This window comes from Nonomuraea sp. NPDC059194 (assembly GCF_042754765.1).
Lineage (GTDB): Bacteria > Actinomycetota > Actinomycetes > Streptosporangiales > Streptosporangiaceae > Nonomuraea.
Genome location: NZ_JBHZBH010000001.1, coordinates 138,701 through 159,236 on the forward strand (window position 1 = coordinate 138,701; position 20,536 = coordinate 159,236).

The window sequence follows — 20,536 nt, forward strand, 5'->3', positions numbered from 1 at the left end:
TCGCACGATATCTACTCGTCTCGCATGACTGGAGACCGGTCTCACCAAATGGACTAGACCATTACGTGGGCCTGGAGACGGCGGCGACCAGCTCGGGCATGCGCGAGGCGCCCACCCTGCCCGCCAGCAGCCTGCCCGCCCATGCCATCGTGAGGCCGTACGGCAGCGCCACCACGCTCATCCAGCCGACCCCGAGAAGGACCGGCAGTGCGACGGGCAGCGCCAGCACGGCGGTGGCGATCACCGCGCCGAAGGAGGCGACGAAGGCCACCCCGCCCTGTCCAGGCGCCGCGCCGGTGAAGGCGTTGAGCCGGTCCGGCACCGTGTACGGCACCAGCACGCTGGTCACCGCGCCGACGCCGAGCCCGACGCCGAGCACGCCCCACGCCGTCAGCACGGCGGGCAGCACCCATGCGAGGCTGCCGGCGAACAGTCCGCCGATCACGCCGAGCACCACCAGGACCGGGACCGCGATGATCGCCACCGCCAGGTGCCGCCCCGCCAGGTCGGAGCGCAGGTCACGGCTGTCGCCGTAGACGACGGCGTTCATCCACAGGGAGCGGCCGTCGATGCCGAAGGTGTTGCACTGCTGCATGCCGATCATCAGCGCGCCGACGCAGGCGGGGCCGATCGCGGCGGCGGCGCCGCCAGCCGAGCCGTCCCCGTTGATGGAGAAGGCCAGCACGCCCGTCACCGCCAGGGAGGCGAACCAGCCGATGCGACCGCGCGGGTCGCGCCTGGCGTACTTCAGCTCCTTCGACACCACCGCGGCGACCCGGCCGTCGGGCAGGAGGCGGTCGAGCAGACCGCTCGACCTGCGCACCGAGGCGGCCTGGGTGGAGGCGTCGGGCGTGACGAGGGCACGGCCGAGCGCCTTGATCCACAGCCAGCCGAGCGCCAGGACGAGCAGGGCGAGCGCGGCCAGTTCGAGCGCGCCGGTCAGCCCGCCGTCGGCGATGGCGTGGGCGGCCCAGCCGGACGGCGTCCAGCGCAGCACGGAAGCGAGGCTGTGGAGCATCGCGAGCGGGTCGCCGGTCAGACCGCGATTGATGATCAGGTTGGGCAGCTGGGCCAGCAGCACGAAGACGATGACGGCCACGGCCAGCAGGTCGCGGCCCCTGCGCGAGCGCAGCAGCCCCGACAGCGCGGTGGTGATCAGCCTGGAGGTGACGATGCAGAGCGCGAACTGCAGGGCCACCGCGACGACGCCGAGCAGGAAGCCGCCCGCGCCTCGCGCGAGGCCTACCAGCACGCCGGCCGTCACGATGAGCGAGACGGTCGGCCACACGCCGGTGACGGCGGCGGCGAACATGCCGGTCGCCAGCTGTCTCGTGCGCAGCGGGAAGAGGGAGAGCCTGGACGGGTCGAGCGTGTCGTCGAGGCCGAAGGCCAGCAGCGGCACGGTCGCCCAGCAGACCAGCAGGCCGGTGTAGGCGATCACGCCGACGTCGGCGGCGACCTGCGGTGGCGCCGCCCTGAGCAGCGCCAGCAGCAGGAAGCCGCCCAACGCCACGGCGAGCGCGGCGATCAGGGAGAAGGCGAAGCCGAGGATGCGCTGGGTGTCGCCGCGCATGCCTCCGGCGATCAGCCTGATCTTCAGTTTGACGAAGAGCCCAACCACGACAGCCCCTCCTCTCCCTCTCCGCCGTGCCGTACGCCGACGAGGTCGAGGAAGGCCTGGTTGAGGCTGCGCCCCGCGCGGACCTCGTCGGTCGGGCCCTGGGCGACGATGTGGCCGCCGCTCATCACCGACACCCAGTCGCACAGCCGCTCGACCAGGTCCATGACGTGGCTGGAGAAGATGACGGTGGAGCCGGAGGCGGTGTAGCGGCGCAGCACCTCGGTGAGGGTGTTGGCGCTGACGGGGTCGACGCCCTCGAAGGGCTCGTCGAGGAAGAGCACGGACGGGTTGTGGAGCAGCGCGGCGGCCAGGCCGATCTTCTTGCGCATGCCGGTGGAGTAGTCGACGACGAGCTTGTCGGCCGAGCCCACCAGGTCCATGACGCGCAGCAGTTCCTCGGCGCGCTGCTCGACGTCGGCCTTGGGGATGCCGCGCAGGCGGCCGTTGTAGTGGAGCAGTTCGCGGCCCGACAGCCGCTCGAACAGCCGCAGGCCCTCGGGCAGCACCCCGATGCGGGCCTTGACCTGGACCGGGTCGCGCCACACGTCGACGCCGCCGATCCGGGCGAGGCCGCCGTCGGGTCGCAGCAGGCCGGTGATCATGCTGAGCGTGGTCGTCTTGCCCGCGCCGTTGGGGCCGACCAGGCCCGCGAAGCTGCCGGCGGGCACGGTGAAGTTCACCCCCGCCACCGCCACCTGCTGGCCGAACCGCTTGAACAGGCCCTCTGTTTGCACTGCCTCCGTCATGAGGACCAGTCTGGTGCCTTTGGGCAATCTTGCGCGCGGCCGGGACCGCTAGGGACCCCTTCGTCCCACGACTAGTCTTGCGGACATGAGTGCAGCACTGCCGTCCGAGCCGCCAGAGATCGACATCCACACCACCGCGGGCAAGCTCGCCGACTTCGAGCGGCGGCAGGACGAGGCGGTGCACGCCGGCTCGGCCCGCGCCGTGGAGAAGCAGCACGCCAAGGGCAAGATGACCGCGCGCGAGCGGCTGGCGGCCTTCCTCGATGAGGGGTCGTTCGTCGAGTTCGACGAGTTCGCCAGGCACCGCGCCACGGCCTTCGGGATCGAGGCCAACCGGCCCTACGGCGACGGCGTGGTCACCGGCCACGGCACCGTGGACGGCCGTCCCGTCGCCGTCTACAGCCAGGACTTCACCGTCTTCGGCGGCTCGCTCGGCGAGGTCTACGGCGAGAAGATCGTCAAGGTCATGGACCACGCGCTCAAGGTCGGCTGCCCGATCGTCGGCATCAACGACGGCGGCGGGGCCAGGATCCAGGAGGGCGTGGTCGCGCTCGGCCTGTTCGCCGAGATCTTCAAGCGCAACGTGCACGCCTCGGGCGTGGTCCCGCAGATCTCGCTGGTCATGGGGCCGTGCGCGGGCGGTGCCGTCTACTCCCCCGCCCTGACCGACTTCATCCTGATGGTTCAGGAGAAGTCGCACATGTTCATCACCGGGCCCGACGTGATCAAGACGGTTACCGGTGAGGAGGTGAGCTTCGAGGAGCTCGGCGGCGCCCACACGCACAACTCCAAGTCGGGTGTCGCGCACTTCGAGGCCGCCGACGAGGCCGACTGCCTCGACCTGGCCAGGGCGCTGCTGTCCTACCTGCCGTCCAACAACCTGGACGAGGCGCCGGTCTACGACGCCGACGCCTACCTGGCCGTCACCGACGAGGACCGCGAGCTCGACACGCTCATCCCCGACTCGGCCAACCAGCCCTACGACATGCACACCGTGATCGAGCACGTGCTCGACGACGGCGAGTTCCTCGAGGTCCACGCCAAGTTCGCGCCGAACATCGTGGTGGGTTTCGGCAGGGTCGAGGGACACTCGGTGGGGATCGTGGCCAACCAGCCGATGAGTTTCGCCGGGACGCTCGATATTGCCGCCTCCGAAAAGGCCGCAAGATTCGTACGGACTTGTGATGCTTTCAATATCCCAGTGTTGACATTTGTGGATGTCCCGGGATTCCTGCCCGGCACCGACCAGGAATGGAACGGAATCATCAGGCGCGGCGCCAAGCTGCTGTACGCCTACGCCGAGGCCACCGTTCCGCTGGTCACGGTCATCACCCGCAAGGCCTACGGCGGCGCCTACGACGTCATGGGCTCCAAGCACCTCGGCGCGGACATCAACCTGGCCTGGCCGACCGCGCAGATCGCGGTCATGGGCGCCCAGGGCGCGGTCAACATCCTCTACCGGCGCGAGCTGGCCGGGGCCGACGACCCCGACGCCGAGCGGGCCAAGCTGGTCACCGAGTACGAGGACACTCTGGCCAATCCGTTCCTCGCCGCCGAGCGCGGGTACGTCGACGCCGTGATCCGGCCGTCCGATACCCGGGTTCAGGTCGTCAGGGCGCTGCGCGCGCTGCGGAACAAGCGGGCGTCGCTGCCCCCGAAGAAGCATGGAAACATCCCGCTATGACCCCTCATCTGCGCATTATTCGCGGTAACGCGACCGACGAGGAGATCGCCGCTCTGGTGGCGGTTCTCGCCTCGCGACACGCCGAACCTGATCGTCCGGCGAAGTCGACACGCGAAACATGGCGAAACCCGGCCAGAGCCATGCGTAAACCTCTCGTACCTGGGAAGTCGGCGTGGCAAAACAGCGCCTTGCCCTAGAGGATCCTGAGAATCGGGTGTCAAGTTCGCCGGGAGTTGGGACTATCTAGAAAAGTAGGCGTATATAGTCAGCCGATCAACGAGCACCGCGGCCTGGAGGACGACATGGCCATCCCAGACCTCACGCCGCACCCTGTCGCGGCGAAGTACGCCGTCCTTGTGGACGTCGGTTATCTCTATGCCGCGGCAGGTGAAGTACTGCTCGGCGCCAAGGAGCGCAAGGAATACCGGGTTGCCGCCGATGAGCTCATCCAATCCTTGCAGAAGCATGCTGAGCAACGCATTTCCGGCGAACTCCTGCGGATCTATTGGTATGACGCCGCCCGTGACCGCGTGCCCACCGTGGACCAGCGGGTCATCGCCCAGCTCCCCTGGGTCAAGGTACGGCTTGGCAACCTGAACGCGCGTGGCCAGCAGAAGGGCGTGGACGCCCAGATCAGGAGCGACCTCGAGGCGCTGGCCAGGCACCACGCCGTGACCGACACGATCCTGCTGGCGGGCGATGAGGACATGGTGCCCGCGGTCGAGGCCGCCCAGGCCTACGGCGTGCGGATCCACCTGTGGGGCGTCGAGCCGCCGTACGGCACCAACCAGGCCGAGCGCCTGGTGTGGGAGTCCGACACCGTCGAAGTGATCTCCGCTGAGTTCCTGAGGCCGTTTTTCAGCCGTGCGCCGCAGCCCGTGGCGGTGGTGCCGCCGGTCACGGCCCCGTCGCCCGCGCAGGTCTTCGCCGGCCGTACGGCGGTGCCGAAGCCGCACGTCAAGCCGGGCCCGGTGGCCAAGCTCGGGCCGTCCAGGCCCAGGGTGGAGGACGTCGGCGAGCACGTGGCGCAGAAGTGGATACTCACCCGCGGCCGCGACAACATCAGAGACCTGCTGCCTGGGCCGATCCTGCCGACGGTCATCGACACCGAGCTGCTCATCGAGGCGGAGAAGGAGCTCGGCCACTCGCTGCGGCCCTACCCCGAGGCGCGGGTGTGGCTGCGCGACGGGTTCTGGGCGCGCGTCTACCGCGAGTTCGACCTGGGCGTGGGGGTCTCCTCGAAGTAGGGGCCTGTGAGAGGGCAGCGCGGGTGACGCGCTGGCGTGGGTGACGCGCTCAGGCCTTCGCGCCCCCGGGCGACGAGCTCGTGCTCGGTGACGCACTCAGGCCTTCGCGTCCCCGGGTGACGAGGTCGTGCTCGGTGGCGCGCTCAGGCGTTCGCGCCGCGGGCGACGAGGTCGTGCTCGCCCGTCAGCGCCTCGGGAAGCCTGGCGTGTGAGGTGTCGAACTCGGTCTGGAAGCGCTCCTGGCCGAGTGCTGCCACCGCGGCGGCGGTGATCCGGTCGACGTCGCCGCGCTCGGCGGGCGGGAGCGGCGCGCCCTCCGACTCCCTGATCGCGGCGGCGGCGCCGAGCAGGCGCGCGGCCTCGGCGGCGCGACCCTGCGCCGCGTGCGCGCCCGCCAGCCCCTCGTAGGCGAGGGCGACGCTGCGCGAGCTGCCGCTCTCCCGCGCCGCGGCCAGCCCCTGCCGGTGCAGGTCGAGCGCCGAGTCGGCGTCGCCGCGCAGCTCGGCGACGAAGCCGAGCTCGGCCAGGATCAGCGCCATGGCGATGGGCGCGCCCAACTGGCGGTTCCACTCCAGCCAGACGCGCAGGTGCGCCTCCGCCGCCTCCAGCCTGCCCTGGCGGCGGGCGCTGAGGGCCAGGCCGATCCCGGCGTACTCCTCCCCGAGCGTGTAGCCCTGCTCCCTGGCCAGGCGCGCGGCCCGCTCGTGCAGCTCGTCGGCCCTGGCATGCTCGCCCTCCAGCAGCGCGATCCGGCCGAGCTCCGACAGCTTGTCGGCGACCTCGCTCCACAGGCCGAGCTCCTCGGCGATGCGCAGGCCGTCCCTGTGCGTGCTCGCCGCGCGCGGGTAGTCGCCGACGAACTCGGCGTGCGCGCCCAGCGTCAGCGTGTTGTGCAGCTGGCCCCACCGGTCGCCGAGCGCGGTGAACATGGCCATGCTCCGCCTGCCGTCCGCCTCCATCGCCCGCAGGTCACCGCGCACGAGCGCCTGCCTGGAGCGGGTGCCGAGCGCCGCCGCCACGCCCCACTCGTCGCCGATGGCGCGAAACAGCTCCAGGATGCGTTCGAGCTCGTCCTCGGCCTGCTTGGCGTCGCCCACGCCGAGCCTGCTCAGCGCCAGGAACCACTCCGCCCTGGCCCGCCTGGCCAGCCCATCGAGGTCGCCCGGCTGTTCGCTCGCCTGCCCGTGGAGGTCGCCCGGCTGCTCGCCGGGCGCGCCGTTCAGCACCTCGCCCATGCGCAACGTGAACGCGCTCAGCCAGACCCGGGCCGTGCCCACCTCGTCGTCGGGCCCACCCGCCGCCACCGCCGCCGTCAGCTGCCTGCGGCCCTCGCCCAGCCGGCCGCGCAGCACCCAGTACCAGGCCAGGGCGGTGGCCAGGCGGGGCGCGCCGCCGTGCCGTACCGCGGCGTCGAGGGCCAGGCGCAGGTTGGCGCTCTCCGCGTCCAGCCTGGCCAGCCACTCCCGCTGCTCGGGCCCCCTCAGGTACGGCTCGGCGGAGACGGCCAGGTCGGTGTAGTGGCGCAGATGCCGCCGCTCGATCTCCTCCAGCTCGCCCGCCTCGGCCAGCCGTTCGCGGCAGTAGGCGGCCACCGACTCCAGGAGCTGGTACCGCGGTTCGGCCCCGGACGAGACGGTGACCAGCGAGTGGTCGACCAGCCCTGCCACCAGGTCCACGACGTCCAGCCCCTCGCCACCGCCGACGGCCTCGGCGGCGCGCAGCGTGCAGCCGCCCGCGTGGACGGCCAGCCTGCGCAGCACCGCCCGCTCGGCCTCGCCCAGCAGCTCCCAGCTCCAGTCGATGACCGCGCGCAACGTCCGCTGCCTGGCGGGCGCGTCGTTCCCGCCCTCGGCCAGCACCTTGAACCCGTCGAGAGTCGTCGGGGCCGCGCCGTCCTCCCCTGGCGCGGACACGCCCAGGCGGGCGGCCAGCTCGTGGACGCCGAGCGCGCGCACCCTGGTGGCCGCCAGCTCCAGCGCCAGCGGGATCCCGTCCAGCCGCTCGCAGATGGCCGCGATCGCCTTCTCGTTGCCCTCGTCGACGGCGAAGCCCGGCGTCCGCGCCATCGCCCGCGCCTCGAACAGCCGCACCGCGCTGGGCGTGGCCAGCGGCGGTACCTGCCACAGCCGCTCCCCCGCGACGCCGAGCGGCCGCCTGCTGGTGGCCACGATCCGCAGCTCGGGAACGGCTCGCAGCAGGGCCGCCGCCACCTCGGCGACGTGGCCGAGCACGTGCTCGCAGTTGTCGAGGACGAGCAGCACGTGCTTGCCGCGCAGCGACTCGGCCAGGCTGAGCGTGCCGCTCTCGTCGCGGACGCCGAGCACGGCGGCCACCGCCTCCTCGACCTGACGCGAGCCGGACGCCTCCGCAGTGGTGAGCTCGGGCAGCGAGCCTGGCCCCTCCGGTGTCGTGGGCGCGGGCAGCGGACTGGGCGCCTCCGCCGCGGTGAGCGCAGTCATGGAGCCGGATGCCTCCGCCGCGGTGGGCGCGGGCGGCGAGCCTGACGCCTCCGCCGCGGTGAGCGCGGGCGGCGAGCCTGACGCCTCCGCCGCCGGGGACGCGGGTGGCGAGCCTGACGCCTTCGCTGTCGTGGGTGCGGGCAGGGGGCCGAGCTCGATCAGCCAGGCGCCGTCGGCGAAGGACCCGGCCTGCCGCCGTGCCACCTCCAGCGCGAGGCTCGTCTTGCCGACGCCTCCCGGCCCCGTCAGCGTCACCAGGCGGCTCGCGTCGAGCAGGGCCGTCACCTCCGCGAGTGCCTCGTCGCGGCCGACGAGATCGCTCATCGGGGCGGGCAGGTTGGTGGGCGGTGGGGCGGCGGGCGCGGCGTCCAGCGACGGGTCCTGCCTGAGCATCGCCTCGTGGAGCGCGGCCAGCTCGCGGCTCGGGTCGACGCCCAGCTCGTCGGCGAGGCGCTCGCGCAGGTCGCGGAAGCCGTCCAGCGCCTCGCTCTGCCGTCCTGACCGGTAGAGGGCGCGCAGGTGGGCGGCGCGCAGGCGCTCCCGCAAGGGATGGCGGGCCACCAGGTCGCCGAGTTCGCCCGCCAGCACGGCGTGCTCGCCCAGCTCCAGCCTGGCCTCGGCCCGCTCCTCCATGGCCGTCAGGCGCAGCTCGTCCAGCCTGGCGATCTCCGGCGCGGCGAACTCCTCGTCGGCGAACTCGATCAGCGCCGGGCCCCGCCACAGCGCGAGCGCGTCGCCCAGCAGGTCGGCGCGGGCGCGCGGGGTGCCTGCCGTACGGGACTGGTCGAGCAGCGCGTGGAACCGGCCGGTGTCGACGGCGTCGGACGGGACGTCGAGCAGATAGCCGGGCGCGCGCGAGACCACCAGCCGCCGCGCCCCCTCCTCGGCGTCCTCCAGCACCCTGCGCAGCTGGGAGACCCTGGTCTGCAGCGACGCCGAGGGGTTGACGGGCAGGCTCTCGCCCCACAGGTGGTCGATCAGCCGGTCGGCGGGCACCACCCGGCCCGCCGACACGATCAGCTCGGCCAGCAGGGCGCGGACCTTCACCTCGGGGATCCTGACCGGCCTGCTCTCTGACGTCCATACGGCCAGCGGACCGAGCACCCCGAAACGCATGCGGCACAGAGTACCCAAAGCCGGTCCGAAGAGTTTCTGGAGTCCTCCCCCGCAAGGTGTGGGACATGCGACTCGCGTTCATCATCGGCGGCGGGGCCGACGGCCTGAAGGTGGCCGACTGGCTGTGGCATATCGCCTGCCCCCACGGTTTGGAGGTCGACCTGCTCGACCTCGAAGCGGCGGGGCTGCCGGAGGTGTGCTCGTCCGAGGTGCCGACGCCGCCCGCCGTCCACGACCTGCGGCCGTGGCTGGCCGCGGCCGACGCGTTCGTGGTGGTGCGTCCCGCGTGCTTCCCCGACTCGCTGGCCGACTGGTACGCGCCGCAGTGGCGGACCAGGCCCGCTGCCTTCGCCGGGCTCGGTGACGACGATGACGCCGTCGCCCGGCTGCGGCCCTTCTTCGCGACGACCGTCGCGGAGGTCATCAGGTACGGCCGGCGTGGCTCGGCCGATCGCGTGTTGTCCCTTCTGAAGAAAGAGAAATGATCATGTCTGTGGCCACCCCCCGCGCGGGAGCCAGAGAGTGGCTCGGCCTGGCCGTCCTGCTCCTGCCCACCGTGCTGTTGTTCCTGGCGATGACCGTGCTGTTCCTCGCCACCCCGCACATCGCGGCCGATCTCCAGCCGAGCGGCGCCCAACTGCTGTGGATCAACGACATCTACGGGTTCATGATGGCCGGACTGCTGGTGGCCATGGGCACCGTCGGCGACCGGATCGGGCGGCGCAGGGTGCTGCTGTTCGGCGCCGCCGCCTTCGGAATCGCCTCGGTGGGGGCGGCGTTCGCGTCCAACGCCGACCTGTTGATCGCCGCCCGCGCGGTGATGGGCATCGGCGCGGCGGCGGTCATGCCGTCCACGCTGTCGCTGATCAGCAACATGTTCCGCGACGACCGTCAGCGAGCCAGCGCGATCGGCATGTGGGCGGCCTCCATCTCGGTCGGCGTGGCGATCGGCCCGCTGGTCGGCGGGCTGCTGCTGGAGTCGTTCTGGTGGGGAGCGGCTCTGCTGGCGGGCGTGCCCGTCATGGCGCTGGTGTTGATCGCTGCGCCCGTGCTGGTGCCTGAGTACCGGGCGCCCCAGGCAGGCGGCGTGGACGTGCTGAGCGTGCTGCTGTCGATGGCGACACTGCTGCCCATCGTCTACGGCGTCAAGGAGCTGGCCAAGAGCGGCCTGTCGGTGGTCGCCGTGGGGGCGATCGTCGCCGGCCTGGTGCTCGGCACGCTGTTCGTCCGCCGTCAGCTGCGCCTGGAGCACCCGCTGCTCGACGTGAGGCTGTTCGCCAACCGCACCTTCAGCGGCGCGCTCGGCGTCTTCCTTCTCTCGGCGATCGCGCTCGGCGGCGTCTACCTGCTGTTCACGCAGTACCTCCAGCTCGTGGCCGGGCTGTCGCCGCTGGAGTCGGGGCTGTGGATCCTGCCCGCCGCGCTCATGCTGGTCGCGGTCTCCACGTTCTCACCCGCTCTGGCCCGCAGGGTACGGCCCGCGTACGTGGTGGCGGCGGGAACGACGCTGTCGGTGGTGGGTTACGTGGTGCTGACCCAGGTGGGCAGCGTGTCGGGGCTGCCGCTGCTGCTGACCGGCTTCTACATCCTCTACCCGGGCATCGCCCCGACGATGGCGCTCACCACGAACCTGGTGCTCGCCTCGACGCCGCAGGAGAAGGCGGGCGCCGCGTCCGCGGTGAACACCACGGCCAGTGACCTGGGTGTCTCGCTCGGCATCGCCCTGCTCGGCACCATCGGGACCGTCGTCTACCGGGGCGCGATGCCCGCCGGATCGGCGGACACGCTCGCGGGGGAGCTGGCGCTCGCCGAGAAGCTGCCCGCGGCGCAGGCGGAGGTCGTGGTGGCGGCGGCACGGTCGGCCTTCACCGACGGGCTGAACGTTGCGTCGGTGGCGGCGGCGGTGCTGGCGGCGGTGGCGGCACTGCTGGCCGTGACGCTGCTGCGGCGGGTGCCCGCGTCGGGGACTCCCGCTCCTGCGGCCCCTGAGGCTCCGCAGAGGGAGGAGGCACTGACGAACGCCTGACGAGCTTCCCGGCCGGGATCGGAGGACACACCGGACCCCGGCCGGGATTCCGCCTTTCTCCGGAAGAACCCCGGCCGACCTCCCCCTCCCAAAGAACCCCAGCCGGAGTCCCACCTCACCCGCTCAGCCGACCTCCCCGTGCGACTTCGGTTTGGGTTCTTCGGGGGGACGGATGACGGCGCCGTGTGAGAGTCACCCGGCCGACCTCCCCATCCCTCCGCCCCTCCCGCCCATCCCTCCGCCCCTCCCGGCTCTCCCCAAAAACCCCCGCCGAAGTCCCACCTCGCCTACTCGACCGACCTCCCCATGCGACTTCGGCTGGGGTTCTTCGAGGGGACGGATGACCGGTCATGCCGGGTTCAGGAGGGTCTCGGCGACGGCCGTGCGGGCGTAGAGGACGTAGCGGCCCGTGCGGTGCGCGCTGCACAGCCCCGCCTTCCGCAACGCCGTCAGGTGCTGGTTGGCTCCCGGCTCCGACAGCCCCACCCGCACCGCCAGATCCCGGGTCGAGGCGGGCTGGTCGAGCTCGGCCAGCAGGCGGGCCCTGGTCGCCCCCAGCACCGCGGCCAACGCCGCGGGCGGGTCCCTCCGCTCGCTCTCCCACAGCGTCGCGATCCCCCGTGGCGGATAGCGCAGCGTCGGCTGGAACGGCGGCACCGTGATCGAGAAGATCCGCGGCCACACGAAGACGGAGGGCACCAGCAGCAGCCCGCGTCCGTCGAGCGGCCTGACGCCCTGGCAGAGGCGGTGGGCCAGGTGCAGTCGCTCCCCCTGCCAGCTCACGTTCGCGTCGAGGTCGGCCAGCATCCCGTGGACCCCGCCCTCGGCCAGCATGCGAGCCCGGTAGAGCAGGTCGCCTTCCAGGAGCGTGCGGATGCGCGGCCAGTACGGCTCGATCGCGGCCTGCCAGTACGCCCTGATCTCTTCGGCCAGCCGTTCGAGCCCCCCGGAAGGGTCGTCGTGGAGGCCCCGCAACCGCGCGGTGGGTGTGACCCCCCACGCGTCGAGCTCGGCGCGCACGTCCGCGGCGCGCGAGAGCATGCCCGCCAGCTCCAGCTCCAGGTCGGGCAGCGACGTGGTGGGCGGCGGGGCGATGAAGGCGACGAGGGAGATCGTGGGCACCGGCACGAGGTCGGACAGCAGCCGCCAGTCGACGTCCGCCAGGCGGCGGCGCACCTGCTCGGCCCACGGGCGGTTGATCCCCGAGGCCTCCTTCACCACCCTGACACTGGCGACGACCTCCCACAGCGGCGAGATCGCGAAGCGTGTGTTGGCGATGTCCTGGACGGTAAAGGTGAGTTCGATTAGCTCTCTCCTTAATTCATCGCCATTAGACCATCGCGACCGGCATCGTGCCAGGCATGGATCGCGACTTCCGGCGGCTGTACGTGGCCGCGTTCGGCAGCCAGTTCGGCACGCAGCTCTCCCAGGTGGCACTGCCCCTGCTGGCCGTGACCGCGCTCGAGGCGAGCCCGGGCGAGGTCGGCCTGCTCAGCTCGCTGTCGACGCTGGTCGTGCTGGTCATGGGCCTGCCCGCGGGGGTGTGGGTCGACAGGGTACGGCGGCGCCCCGTCATGGTGACGATGGACGCGGTGCGCGCGGCGGCGCTGGCCTCCGTCACGGCGGCATGGTGGCTGGACGCGCTGACGATGGAGCAGCTCTACCTGGTCGCGGTCGTCTCGGGCGTCGGCACCCTCTTCTTCGACGTGGCCTCGCACAGCATGGTCCCCGCGCTGGTCGGGCGCGACCGGCTGACCTCGGCCAACTCGCTGCTCGTCGGGACGAACTCGGCGATGTACATCTCGGGCCGCAGCGTCTCGGGGGTGCTCACCCAGGTGTTCGGCGCTCCGCTGGTGCTGCTGCTCGACGCGGTGACGTACGTGTGGTCGGCGCTGTGGCTGCGCGGGATCAGGGCGGTGGAGCCGCCGCCTGCCGTACGGGAGCCGGTTGGACGGCAGTTGCGCGAAGGGGTGCAGTTCCTGTTCGGCAACAGGGTGCTGGTGTCGATCGCGGCGCAGGGCGCGATGGTGAACCTGGGGTTCCCGCTGGCCACGGTGCTGCTGCCGGTGCTGCTGGTGCGGGAGCTGGCCCTGCCCGAGTGGGTGTTCGGCGCGTTCCTCGCCGCCAGCGGTGCCGGGTCGCTGGTGGGGTCGGCGGGCGCGCACCTGGTCGCCAGGTGGCTCGGGCAGGGCCGCGCGGTGTGGCTGCTCGGGGTGCTGACCGCGCCGTTCTCCCTGCTGGTGCCGCTGCTGGACCAGGGCGTCTGGATCTGGCTGTCGGCCGCTGGCTTCTTCGTCCAGTCCGTGCGGACGGGCGTGAACAACGTGCTGCTGGTGAGCTTCAGGCAGCAGCTCACGCCCGACCACATGCTCGGCCGGATGACCTCGATCATGCAGGTGATCCTGATGGGCGCGGTGGGCGTCGGCGGGCTGCTGGCGGCGGGCATCGGCGAGCTGTGGGGGGTGCGCGCGACGCTGTGGGCGGGCGCGATCCTGATGGCGATGTCGTGGGCGCCGCTGATCACGGTGAGGTCCGAAATCCGCCAGTTGGGGGTACCCAGCAGGAGATAGCGTCGTGGCCATGGAAACGTTGGACTTCGACGCCTGCTACCGGGCGGTGTCCGCCCGCGACGCCAGGTTCGACGGGCGCTTCTACACGGCGGTGAAGACCACCGGCATCTACTGCAGGCCGATCTGCCCGGCGCGCACCCCCGCCTCGCGCAACGTGCGCTTCTACCGGCACGCCGCCTCGGCGGAGGCAGCGGGGTTCAGGCCGTGCAAGCGGTGCCGCCCCGAGCTGTCCCCCGGCGACCCCGGCTGGGACGTGCGCGGCGACCTGGTCGGGCGGGCGCTGCGGCTGATCGACGACGGCGCGGCCGACGACCACGGCGTCGCGGGGCTGGCCACCAGGCTGCACATCACCGAACGGCACCTGCACCGGCTGTTCGTCGGCGAGCTGGGCGTCGGGCCGCTGGCGGTGGCCCGCACCAAGCGGCTGCTGCTAGCCAAGCAACTGCTGACCGAGACCGCGCTGCCGGTGACGGAGGTGGCGTTCGCGTCGGGGTTCGGCAGCGTGCGCCAGTTCAACGCCACCATGCAGGAGACCTACGGCTTCACGCCGTCGGAGATGCGGGCCACCGCGCACCGGCCCGGGGTCCCCGCCGCGCTCAGGCTCAGGCTGAACTGGCGGGAGCCGTACGACGTGGACGGGTTGTTCGCCTTCCTGGCCGCGCGCGCGATCCCCGGCCTCGAACGCGTCGAGAACGGCTCCTACCACCGGGTGGTGCGCGGCGGCTCGATCACGTTGACGCCCGGCCAGGGACACGTCCTGCTGGAGGCCTCCCTCGACGACACCAGGCACCTGGCCAGGGTCGTGGCGCGCTGCCGCAGGCTGCTCGACCTCGACGCCGACCCCGCCGCGATCAGCGAGGCGCTCGGCTCGACGTCGCTGGCCCCGCTGGTGGCCGCCAGGCCGGGGCTGCGGGTGCCCGGCGCGTTCGACGGGTTCGAGCTGGCCGTACGGGCCGTCGTCGGCCAGCAGATCTCGGTCGCGGGCGCCCGGACACTGCTCGGCCGGATCGTGGACAGGGCGGGCGGCTTCCCCACGGCGGCGCGGCTGGCGGAGCTGGACCTGACCGGGCTCGGCATGACGACCAGGCGCGTGGCCACGCTGCGCGACCTGGCGGGCCGTGTCGCCGCGGGCGACATCGACCTCGACGGCGGTCAGGACCCGGCCGAGGCGGTCGCCGCCCTGCTCGCGGTGCCCGGCATCGGCCCGTGGACCGCCGGATACATCTCGCTGCGCGCGCTGCGCGACCCCGACGCGTGGCCCACCGGCGACCTCGTCCTGGTCAAGCGCATGGCCGCGCTCGGCATCCCCCACGACCACCTGGAGCGGTGGCGGCCCTGGCGGGCCTACGCCGCCCTTCACCTCTGGAGCTCATCATGATCGAAGCGCAGCTGCTGCCCACCCCCGCGGGCCCCCTCGCGCTGCTGGCCCGCGACGGCGTGATCGTGGCCGCGGGATTCACCGCCGACCCCACCGAGATGTTCGTACGGCTCTCGCCCGCGCTGCAGGCACTCGGCCTCGACGTCGTGGAGGATCTCGGCGCCCCCGCCGAGGCGGTGCGCGCCTACCTGGCGGGCGACCTCGACGCGCTCGACACCGTGCCCGTCGAGCAGCCGGGCACCCCCACCCGCAAGCGGCTGCATCAGGCGCTGCGCGAGGTCAAGGCCGGGACCACGGTGTCGTACGCGGAGCTGGCCGAACGGGCAGGCATGCCGAGGACCGCGGCGCGGGCGGCGGGCTCGGCCTGCGCGCAGAACCTGATCGCGCCGTTCGTGCCCTGCCACAGGGTGCTGCCGACCGCCGGCGGGTTCGGCGGCTACTACTACGGCGTGCCGGTCAAGCAGTGGCTGCTGGAGCACGAGTCCGCCAGAGCCTGAGCGGACGTATGCTGGCGCGCATGTCCGTCCGAGGGGCGATCGAGACCCTGCGCTATCCCGACAACTCACTGGTGATCGTCACCGGCCTTCCCGGCGCGGGCAAGACGACCCTCCTACGCCGCCTGTACGGCATGGACGGCACCGAACGCGTCCCCTTCACCGCCGGACACGTGACGGTGATCGACTCCCAGCAGTCCCGCGTCCGATGGACCGGCAGGCTGCGCTGGGCGCCCAAGCCGGTGCGCACCGGCGTGGTGTTCGTCACGCACGTGTGGCGGATCAGGCGCGGCCTGCGCGTGGGCGGCCCCGTGATCGCGCACAACAGGGGCTGCGGGCCCCGGGTGCTGCGGGCGTTCGCGTGGCTGGCCCGGCGCCACCGCGCGGAGCTGCACCTGCTGCTGCTCGACGCGCCGCCGGAGGTCGCCATCGCCGGGCAGCACGCCAGGGGCAGGGTGGTGGCGGCCACGACCTTCACCCGGCACCGCCGCCACTGGCACGCGCTGCTCGGCCAGGTGCGCGCGGGCGACCCGAACCCCGCGGCGGGCGCGCGCGTGCTCGACCGAGCGGGCGCCGACCGGCTGGTCCGCATCCACTTCGGCGACCATCGGGGGATGGTGGCCGACCTGGTCAGCGACGCCTGACCGTGCTCTGCACCTCGCCGACCGGCACGTCACGGGTGGCGCCCACCTCGACGGGGTCGTAGGCGAACGGCACCACATCGTCCTCCACCTCTACCGGCCAGACGGTGGTGACCGTCAGCACGTACACCTCGCGCGGCTGGTCGACGCTCGCCCGCAGGTACCTGACCCCGCAGGTGAACTGCCCGCCCTTCTGGTACGGCCGGCCCGACGTCCCGCAGTCCTCACGCACTTCCGCTCGGTCCGGCGACGTGCCCGCGTCGATCTTGATGTCCTGGAGCGAGGCGGTGACGGTCGCGCTCATGACGCCCGGGATGGACGCGGTGACCGAGCGCCTCGCCTCGCCGACGCCGCCGAGCCACACCCAGGTGGGCAGGTTGACGTAGCTCTTCGCGTCGGGGTTCAGCCGCACCTGCGGCTCTGGCACGGTCAGCGCGGCCCTGGCGATCTCCACCAGCTCGGCCAGCGTGATGCCCGCGGGCGGCGTGGTGCCCGGCGGCACCCACACGAACTGGTCGAGCCCGCCCCAGCAGGCCCTGCCCCGCGGGTCCGCCTCGTTGTAGGCGGGGACCCACCAGCGGCCCGGCTTGCCGATCCGGTCCTTGAACTGCTTGAGGAAGGCCTGGAACTGCTCCTCCGTGCCGTCCGGGTGCATCCTGAACCAGTAGTCCCTGACGTCCTCCTGGGTCCTGAGCATCTCCGTGGCGTCCGGTCCCGGCTCGTACCAGCAGGGGCGGTTGAGCTGGTAGCCGTCGCCTCTGCCGCCCTTCACGCCGTTGCCGGTGATCACGATCTTGGAGTTCTCGAGGCGGACGCCCGCCGTACGGCCGTCCTGGAAGCCGTCGCCGCGCGGGCCGCCGGGGTCGAGCAGCAGCAGGCCGGTGACCGCGGCCGAGAGGAGGCGGTTCATCGGGCACACCCTTCCTTGCCGTGTCTGAAGTCCTTGACCCGCCAGACGCCGTCCTCGCCCTCGGCGAGGACCATGGCCTGCAGGTAGGCGGCGCGCGTCCACGCCGGTTGGGTGGGTACGGCGGTGCCGCCCCTGCTCTTCAGCACCCGCATGCGCGTCTCGTCCACGCAGGCGCCCACCTCGGCGCCCCCGTCCATGACGGCGGTGACGTTCATCGCGTAGATCCGCGCGGTGCCGCGCACCGAGAGACCCTTGAAGCCCAGCACCCAGTCGACGGCCTCGCGGCCCCCCGGGTCGACCGACATGGCGAGATAGGAGTCGTCGCCGGTGACGACGGCCTTCCACATGCCCGCGTAGATGTCGGTGAACGCCCTGAGCAGCGCGGCCTGCCGCGCATCGGTGGTGGCGGGCCGTTCGACGAGCACCTTCGTCCTCGGCCCGACGAGGATCGTCTCGGTCGAGGGCGGGCGCGTGGTGCCTGACGTCGCGGACGCGGGCGCGGCGGCCTGGCGCGGCGTGAAGGGCCGGTCGGCGGCGGTGCTCGCGCAACCGGCGCCGAGCAGGGCGACGGCCAGCGCCGCGATCAGCCCTCGCGTCCTTTTTGTATGAATCATGCGGAGGACTCCCTGACCACGTGGATCCGCCAGGACGGCAGCAGGTCGTCGATGAGCGCCTCGGTCTCTGGGGCCATGCCGCCGCCGTACGGATGCGAGGCCGACCTGCGGGTCAGGCCCTCGACGACGGCGCGCAGCCGTACCTGGTCGCCGGTGGCGTGGGTGGCGCGCAGCAGGTCACGCCACAGACCCTCGTCGTCGGTGGCCAGCAGCAGGCCCGCGCGGACCGCCGACACCGCCGCGTCCGCCTCGCCGTGGGCCAGCCTGATCTCGCACAACCGGTGGGCGGCGTCGGCGACGGCCGCCGCCACGTCGTACTCCAGCTCGTCGGCGGCCAGCCACGCGTACCTGCCGCCCGGCCTGCCCGCCAGCAGCGGCCCCCTGACCAGGCCGAGCGCCCTCTCCAACAGGACAGCCCGCGCGGCCGGGTCATCGTGCGAACGCCTGACCAGCTCGCGGAAGAGCACCCAGTCGGTCCGCACCCCCGGGCCGAGCCTGAGCCGTCCCGCCTCGTCGGTGCGCAGATGCTCCTCGCCGAGCCAGCGCGCCGCCCGCGCGATCGTCGCGTCGCGCACCAGCGCCTGCACGCCGCGCGGCCACAGCACGCCGCCGAGCACGACCGGATGGACGCCGCCCGGATGCGTGGCCAGGTAGACCAGCAGTTCGGTGGCCAGCTCCATCCGCCCCTCCTCCATCGCCTCGGGGCCGCTGACCTCGATCGGGCCGAGCAGTCTGATCTCGACGGCGGGCGGGTGGAGCTCCTCCAGCGGTTCGGGGTCGGGCATGGCCTCGCCCTCGTGGCGTTCCGCCGTCTCGAACAGGTCAAGCAGCGCCTGGTAGTGGCGGCGTGGCAGCAGTTGCGCGGTCACCTCGAAGCCCAGCTCGGGGACGCGCGCGCGACCGTCCTCGGTGACCTCCAGGGTCCAGGTGGCGTGCGGCACCTCCCCTGCGACGACGAACCCCGCCGTGTCCCTCCTGGCCAGCAGCGCCAGGCGGCGGGCCTCCTCCTGGGTGGGCGCGACGGCGCTGAGCAGGTAGTGGGCCAGGTGGGAGCGGCCGTTGACCCGCCCGGTCAGCACCTCCTGGCGGGGCGCGGCGAGCCTCTCCAGCTCGGGCAGCGCCTCCGACAGGCTGCCCACCGACCTGACCCGGCCCGGCGCGATCGCGGTCAGCTCCTCGCCGAACCCGACCAGCGTGATCCGCATCTCGTCCGACCACCTGTTGGTGGCCAGCTCGACCGCCAGGGCGGCGAGCGCGGCGGTGGTGTGCGGGCCGCGGATGTTGATCAGGCCGTGGGCGGCCTCCAGGTCGACGAGGACGCGGCCGCCGCCGTCCGTGCCCAGCGAGACCAGCCCCGGGTACGGCGCGCCGCCCGCCTGCTCCTCCAGCAGCCTGCCCTCGTGGGCGGCCAGCCGCCAGACCTGCCCGCCGTCCTGCGCCTGCCACGGCGCGGGGGCGTCGGGGCTGGGCGGATGGATCCACAGGTCGAGGGTCCTGGCCGACAGGTGGGCGGCGTAGACGGTGGGAGGGACGCGCTGCTGGGCGGCCAGCTCGGCGCCCAGCACGCGCAGGCCGATGTCGAGCATGCGGGCGCCGGGGGCGTCGGCGCCGAGCCTGAGCGCGACCTCGGCCTTGGCGGCGTCGTCGCGGGGGCGGGCGATCCGGTGGCCGAAGGCGCGCCGCCAGAGCTGACGCCGCCGCCTGCCGCCGAGAGCGACGAGCAGGCCCGCGGCGGCCAGGGAGGCGCCCGCGAGATAGTCGACAAGATCGAGCCCCGGGTTCTCCTCGACCTGCCCGCCGCCCTCGCGCTGCTCGGCGCTCTCGATCTGCTTGGTTGCCTCGGCCTGCCGGGCGCTCTCGGCCTGTTCGGCGGCCTCGGCCCGCTCGGTCTCTTCGGCGCGCTTGGCCTCCTCGACCCGCTTCGTCTCCTCGGCCCGCTGCGCCTCCTCGGCCCGCTCGGCCTTCTCCTCAGCCCGCTTGGCTTCCTCCGCCCGCTCGGCCTTCTCCTCAGCCCGCTTGGCTTCCTCCGCCCGCTTGGCCTGCTCGGCGCGCTTCGCCTCCTGCCCTCGTGTGGCCTCCTCGGTGGGTTTGGCCGTCTCCCTCTCGCTCGCCTGCTCCGACGCCTGCGGCGGCCCTGGGTGCTCTTTGAGGATTTTCTCCCTCGACTGACCCGCGGGCACGATGTGCACGTTGACCGCGTCGTCCGGCATGTCCAGCACCCATCCCGGTCTGATCAGGTCGGCCATCCGCAGCCGGGACCCGTCGGGCTGCTCCTTGTGCTGGTTCAGCCGGAAGATCTCCGGATATCTCCGCCCATCGCCCAGGCACTTCTCCGCGATCTCCCACAGGCTCTCGTGGTGCCTGCCGTGCGGAGGCTGCACGGTGTAGACCTTCCTGGCCTTGTAGGTGGTCGCCTCCTCCTCGAACACCGGCGCCGCGTACGCCACCGCCGTCATCGCGGGCCGCGCGGGCGGCGCGCTCATCCCCGCGATCGGCACGGCCACCGCCCCCGCCGTGAACAGCAGCAACACCGCCGACACCAGCCGGTTGGCCAGCGCCTGCGTCGCCCCCGACAGCGGCACGCGGGCGGGCATCCCCACCCGGCGGATCCCGCCGTAGACCTCGACGACCACGCACACGAACAGCTGGAGCCAGGCCAGCCACACCAGCAGCACCAGCAGCGCGACCACGGTGCTCGCGCCGACCCGGCTGGTGACGAGGTCCAGGTCGAGAAGCTCGGCCGAGATCGGTGGCCCGGCCAGCGTGAGCAGCGCGTACGGCACGCCGCCCACGAGCGCGACCAGCACCACGAGCGCGCCGAGCCCGGCGAGGATGTCACCGGCGGTCCGCTGCGGGGCAATCCGCACAGGACCAGGCCGCGCCCGACCCCCGGGCCCACCCGGAGCCCGCCCAGCGGGTTGCTTCGCCGGTCCACCAGTGCGGCGGGCCGTACCGCCTGCGGGGTGTGCGGGACCGTCCGCGCGCGCGGGTTCTCGCGTCGGCATGGCCTCTCCCTCCTTCACCTCAAGC

The 20,536-nt window shown here is 72.7% G+C and carries 16 protein-coding genes; 9 read left to right on the top strand and 7 right to left on the bottom strand.

What is annotated here, in order from left to right:
• Nucleotides 1-61: 61 nt before the first annotated feature.
• Entirely contained in the window at nucleotides 62-1,621 is a 1,560-nt protein-coding gene (locus tag ACFXJ8_RS00685) for a hypothetical protein (protein WP_379641677.1), read from the bottom strand.
• A complete protein-coding gene (locus ACFXJ8_RS00690; protein ID WP_379641678.1) occupies nucleotides 1,597-2,367 on the bottom strand; it encodes an ABC transporter ATP-binding protein in 771 nt (256 codons plus the stop codon). Before ACFXJ8_RS00690 ends, ACFXJ8_RS00685 begins: the two co-directional genes overlap by 25 nt.
• 85 nt (nucleotides 2,368-2,452) lie before the next feature.
• Here ACFXJ8_RS00690 and ACFXJ8_RS00695 point away from each other — a divergent pair, with 85 nt between their 5' ends.
• The 3 genes from ACFXJ8_RS00695 (at nucleotide 2,453) to ACFXJ8_RS00705 (ending at nucleotide 5,298) form a co-directional block, all read left to right on the top strand.
• Nucleotides 2,453-4,051: an acyl-CoA carboxylase subunit beta gene (locus ACFXJ8_RS00695; RefSeq protein ID WP_379641679.1), complete on the top strand. Its 1,599-nt coding sequence runs from the start codon at nucleotides 2,453-2,455 to the stop codon at nucleotides 4,049-4,051.
• Entirely contained in the window at nucleotides 4,048-4,248 is a 201-nt protein-coding gene (locus tag ACFXJ8_RS00700) for an acyl-CoA carboxylase subunit epsilon (RefSeq protein ID WP_379641680.1), read from the top strand. The genes ACFXJ8_RS00695 and ACFXJ8_RS00700 overlap by 4 nt, the downstream gene beginning before the upstream one ends.
• Nucleotides 4,249-4,353: 105 nt before the next feature.
• Nucleotides 4,354-5,298, top strand: coding sequence for an NYN domain-containing protein (locus ACFXJ8_RS00705; protein WP_379641681.1), 945 nt, complete (start codon nucleotides 4,354-4,356; stop codon nucleotides 5,296-5,298).
• Between the two features lie 143 nt (nucleotides 5,299-5,441).
• On the opposite strand, the gene ACFXJ8_RS00710 is transcribed toward ACFXJ8_RS00705, so the two are convergent.
• Nucleotides 5,442-8,873: a BTAD domain-containing putative transcriptional regulator gene (locus tag ACFXJ8_RS00710; RefSeq protein ID WP_379641682.1), complete on the bottom strand. Its 3,432-nt coding sequence runs from the start codon at nucleotides 8,871-8,873 to the stop codon at nucleotides 5,442-5,444.
• Nucleotides 8,874-8,938: 65 nt separating this feature from the next.
• Here ACFXJ8_RS00710 and ACFXJ8_RS00715 point away from each other — a divergent pair, with 65 nt between their 5' ends.
• Nucleotides 8,939-9,358 (top strand): NADPH-dependent FMN reductase, encoded by a 420-nt coding sequence (locus ACFXJ8_RS00715; protein WP_379641683.1) that lies wholly within the window; start codon nucleotides 8,939-8,941, stop codon nucleotides 9,356-9,358.
• Nucleotides 9,359-9,360: 2 nt separating this feature from the next.
• The gene (locus ACFXJ8_RS00720; RefSeq protein ID WP_379641684.1) at nucleotides 9,361-10,899 is read left to right on the top strand and encodes an MFS transporter; all 1,539 of its coding nucleotides are present in this window, start codon (nucleotides 9,361-9,363) and stop codon (nucleotides 10,897-10,899) included.
• A 348-nt stretch (nucleotides 10,900-11,247) separates the two neighbouring features.
• Here the strand turns inward: ACFXJ8_RS00720 and ACFXJ8_RS00725 are convergent, their stop codons facing one another.
• Nucleotides 11,248-12,117, bottom strand: coding sequence for a DUF5937 family protein (locus ACFXJ8_RS00725; protein WP_379641685.1), 870 nt, complete (start codon nucleotides 12,115-12,117; stop codon nucleotides 11,248-11,250).
• A 143-nt stretch (nucleotides 12,118-12,260) separates the two neighbouring features.
• Here ACFXJ8_RS00725 and ACFXJ8_RS00730 point away from each other — a divergent pair, with 143 nt between their 5' ends.
• Genes ACFXJ8_RS00730 through ACFXJ8_RS00745 form a run of 4 tightly spaced genes read left to right on the top strand, consistent with a single transcriptional unit; the run spans nucleotide 12,261 to nucleotide 15,985 of the window.
• Nucleotides 12,261-13,469, top strand: a complete 1,209-nt coding sequence (locus ACFXJ8_RS00730) for an MFS transporter (protein WP_379641686.1) — start codon at nucleotides 12,261-12,263, stop codon at nucleotides 13,467-13,469.
• Nucleotides 13,470-13,479: 10 nt separating this feature from the next.
• The gene (locus tag ACFXJ8_RS00735) at nucleotides 13,480-14,847 is read left to right on the top strand and encodes an AlkA N-terminal domain-containing protein (RefSeq protein WP_379641687.1); all 1,368 of its coding nucleotides are present in this window, start codon (nucleotides 13,480-13,482) and stop codon (nucleotides 14,845-14,847) included.
• Entirely contained in the window at nucleotides 14,844-15,344 is a 501-nt protein-coding gene (locus tag ACFXJ8_RS00740; protein ID WP_379641688.1) for a methylated-DNA--[protein]-cysteine S-methyltransferase, read from the top strand. Before ACFXJ8_RS00735 ends, ACFXJ8_RS00740 begins: the two co-directional genes overlap by 4 nt.
• A gap of 20 nt (nucleotides 15,345-15,364) precedes the next feature.
• The gene (locus ACFXJ8_RS00745; protein ID WP_379641689.1) at nucleotides 15,365-15,985 is read left to right on the top strand and encodes an AAA family ATPase; all 621 of its coding nucleotides are present in this window, start codon (nucleotides 15,365-15,367) and stop codon (nucleotides 15,983-15,985) included.
• On the opposite strand, the gene ACFXJ8_RS00750 is transcribed toward ACFXJ8_RS00745, so the two are convergent.
• From ACFXJ8_RS00750 to ACFXJ8_RS00760, 3 genes are read right to left on the bottom strand one after another with little or no spacing between them, the layout of a single operon-like run.
• A complete protein-coding gene (locus tag ACFXJ8_RS00750; RefSeq protein ID WP_379641690.1) occupies nucleotides 15,972-16,892 on the bottom strand; it encodes a hypothetical protein in 921 nt (306 codons plus the stop codon). The two genes, ACFXJ8_RS00745 and ACFXJ8_RS00750, sit on opposite strands and share 14 nt — an antisense overlap.
• Entirely contained in the window at nucleotides 16,889-17,506 is a 618-nt protein-coding gene (locus tag ACFXJ8_RS00755; protein ID WP_379641691.1) for a hypothetical protein, read from the bottom strand. The genes ACFXJ8_RS00750 and ACFXJ8_RS00755 overlap by 4 nt, the downstream gene beginning before the upstream one ends.
• Nucleotides 17,503-20,373: a BTAD domain-containing putative transcriptional regulator gene (locus ACFXJ8_RS00760; protein ID WP_379641692.1), complete on the bottom strand. Its 2,871-nt coding sequence runs from the start codon at nucleotides 20,371-20,373 to the stop codon at nucleotides 17,503-17,505. The genes ACFXJ8_RS00755 and ACFXJ8_RS00760 overlap by 4 nt, the downstream gene beginning before the upstream one ends.
• Nucleotides 20,374-20,536 lie beyond the last annotated feature (163 nt).

Coding starts and splice junctions, on each gene's coding strand:
- ACFXJ8_RS00705 (WP_379641681.1), top strand. CDS start 4,354: ATGGCCATCCCAGACCTCACGCCGCACCCTGTCGCGGCGAAGTACGCC.
- ACFXJ8_RS00720 (WP_379641684.1), top strand. CDS start 9,361: ATGTCTGTGGCCACCCCCCGCGCGGGAGCCAGAGAGTGGCTCGGCCTG.
- ACFXJ8_RS00740 (WP_379641688.1), top strand. CDS start 14,844: ATGATCGAAGCGCAGCTGCTGCCCACCCCCGCGGGCCCCCTCGCGCTG.
- ACFXJ8_RS00750 (WP_379641690.1), bottom strand. CDS start 16,892: ATGAACCGCCTCCTCTCGGCCGCGGTCACCGGCCTGCTGCTGCTCGAC.
- ACFXJ8_RS00690 (WP_379641678.1), bottom strand. CDS start 2,367: ATGACGGAGGCAGTGCAAACAGAGGGCCTGTTCAAGCGGTTCGGCCAG.
- ACFXJ8_RS00710 (WP_379641682.1), bottom strand. CDS start 8,873: ATGCGTTTCGGGGTGCTCGGTCCGCTGGCCGTATGGACGTCAGAGAGC.
- ACFXJ8_RS00715 (WP_379641683.1), top strand. CDS start 8,939: ATGCGACTCGCGTTCATCATCGGCGGCGGGGCCGACGGCCTGAAGGTG.
- ACFXJ8_RS00745 (WP_379641689.1), top strand. CDS start 15,365: ATGTCCGTCCGAGGGGCGATCGAGACCCTGCGCTATCCCGACAACTCA.
- ACFXJ8_RS00700 (WP_379641680.1), top strand. CDS start 4,048: ATGACCCCTCATCTGCGCATTATTCGCGGTAACGCGACCGACGAGGAG.
- ACFXJ8_RS00735 (WP_379641687.1), top strand. CDS start 13,480: ATGGAAACGTTGGACTTCGACGCCTGCTACCGGGCGGTGTCCGCCCGC.
- ACFXJ8_RS00695 (WP_379641679.1), top strand. CDS start 2,453: ATGAGTGCAGCACTGCCGTCCGAGCCGCCAGAGATCGACATCCACACC.
- ACFXJ8_RS00730 (WP_379641686.1), top strand. CDS start 12,261: ATGGATCGCGACTTCCGGCGGCTGTACGTGGCCGCGTTCGGCAGCCAG.
- ACFXJ8_RS00755 (WP_379641691.1), bottom strand. CDS start 17,506: ATGATTCATACAAAAAGGACGCGAGGGCTGATCGCGGCGCTGGCCGTC.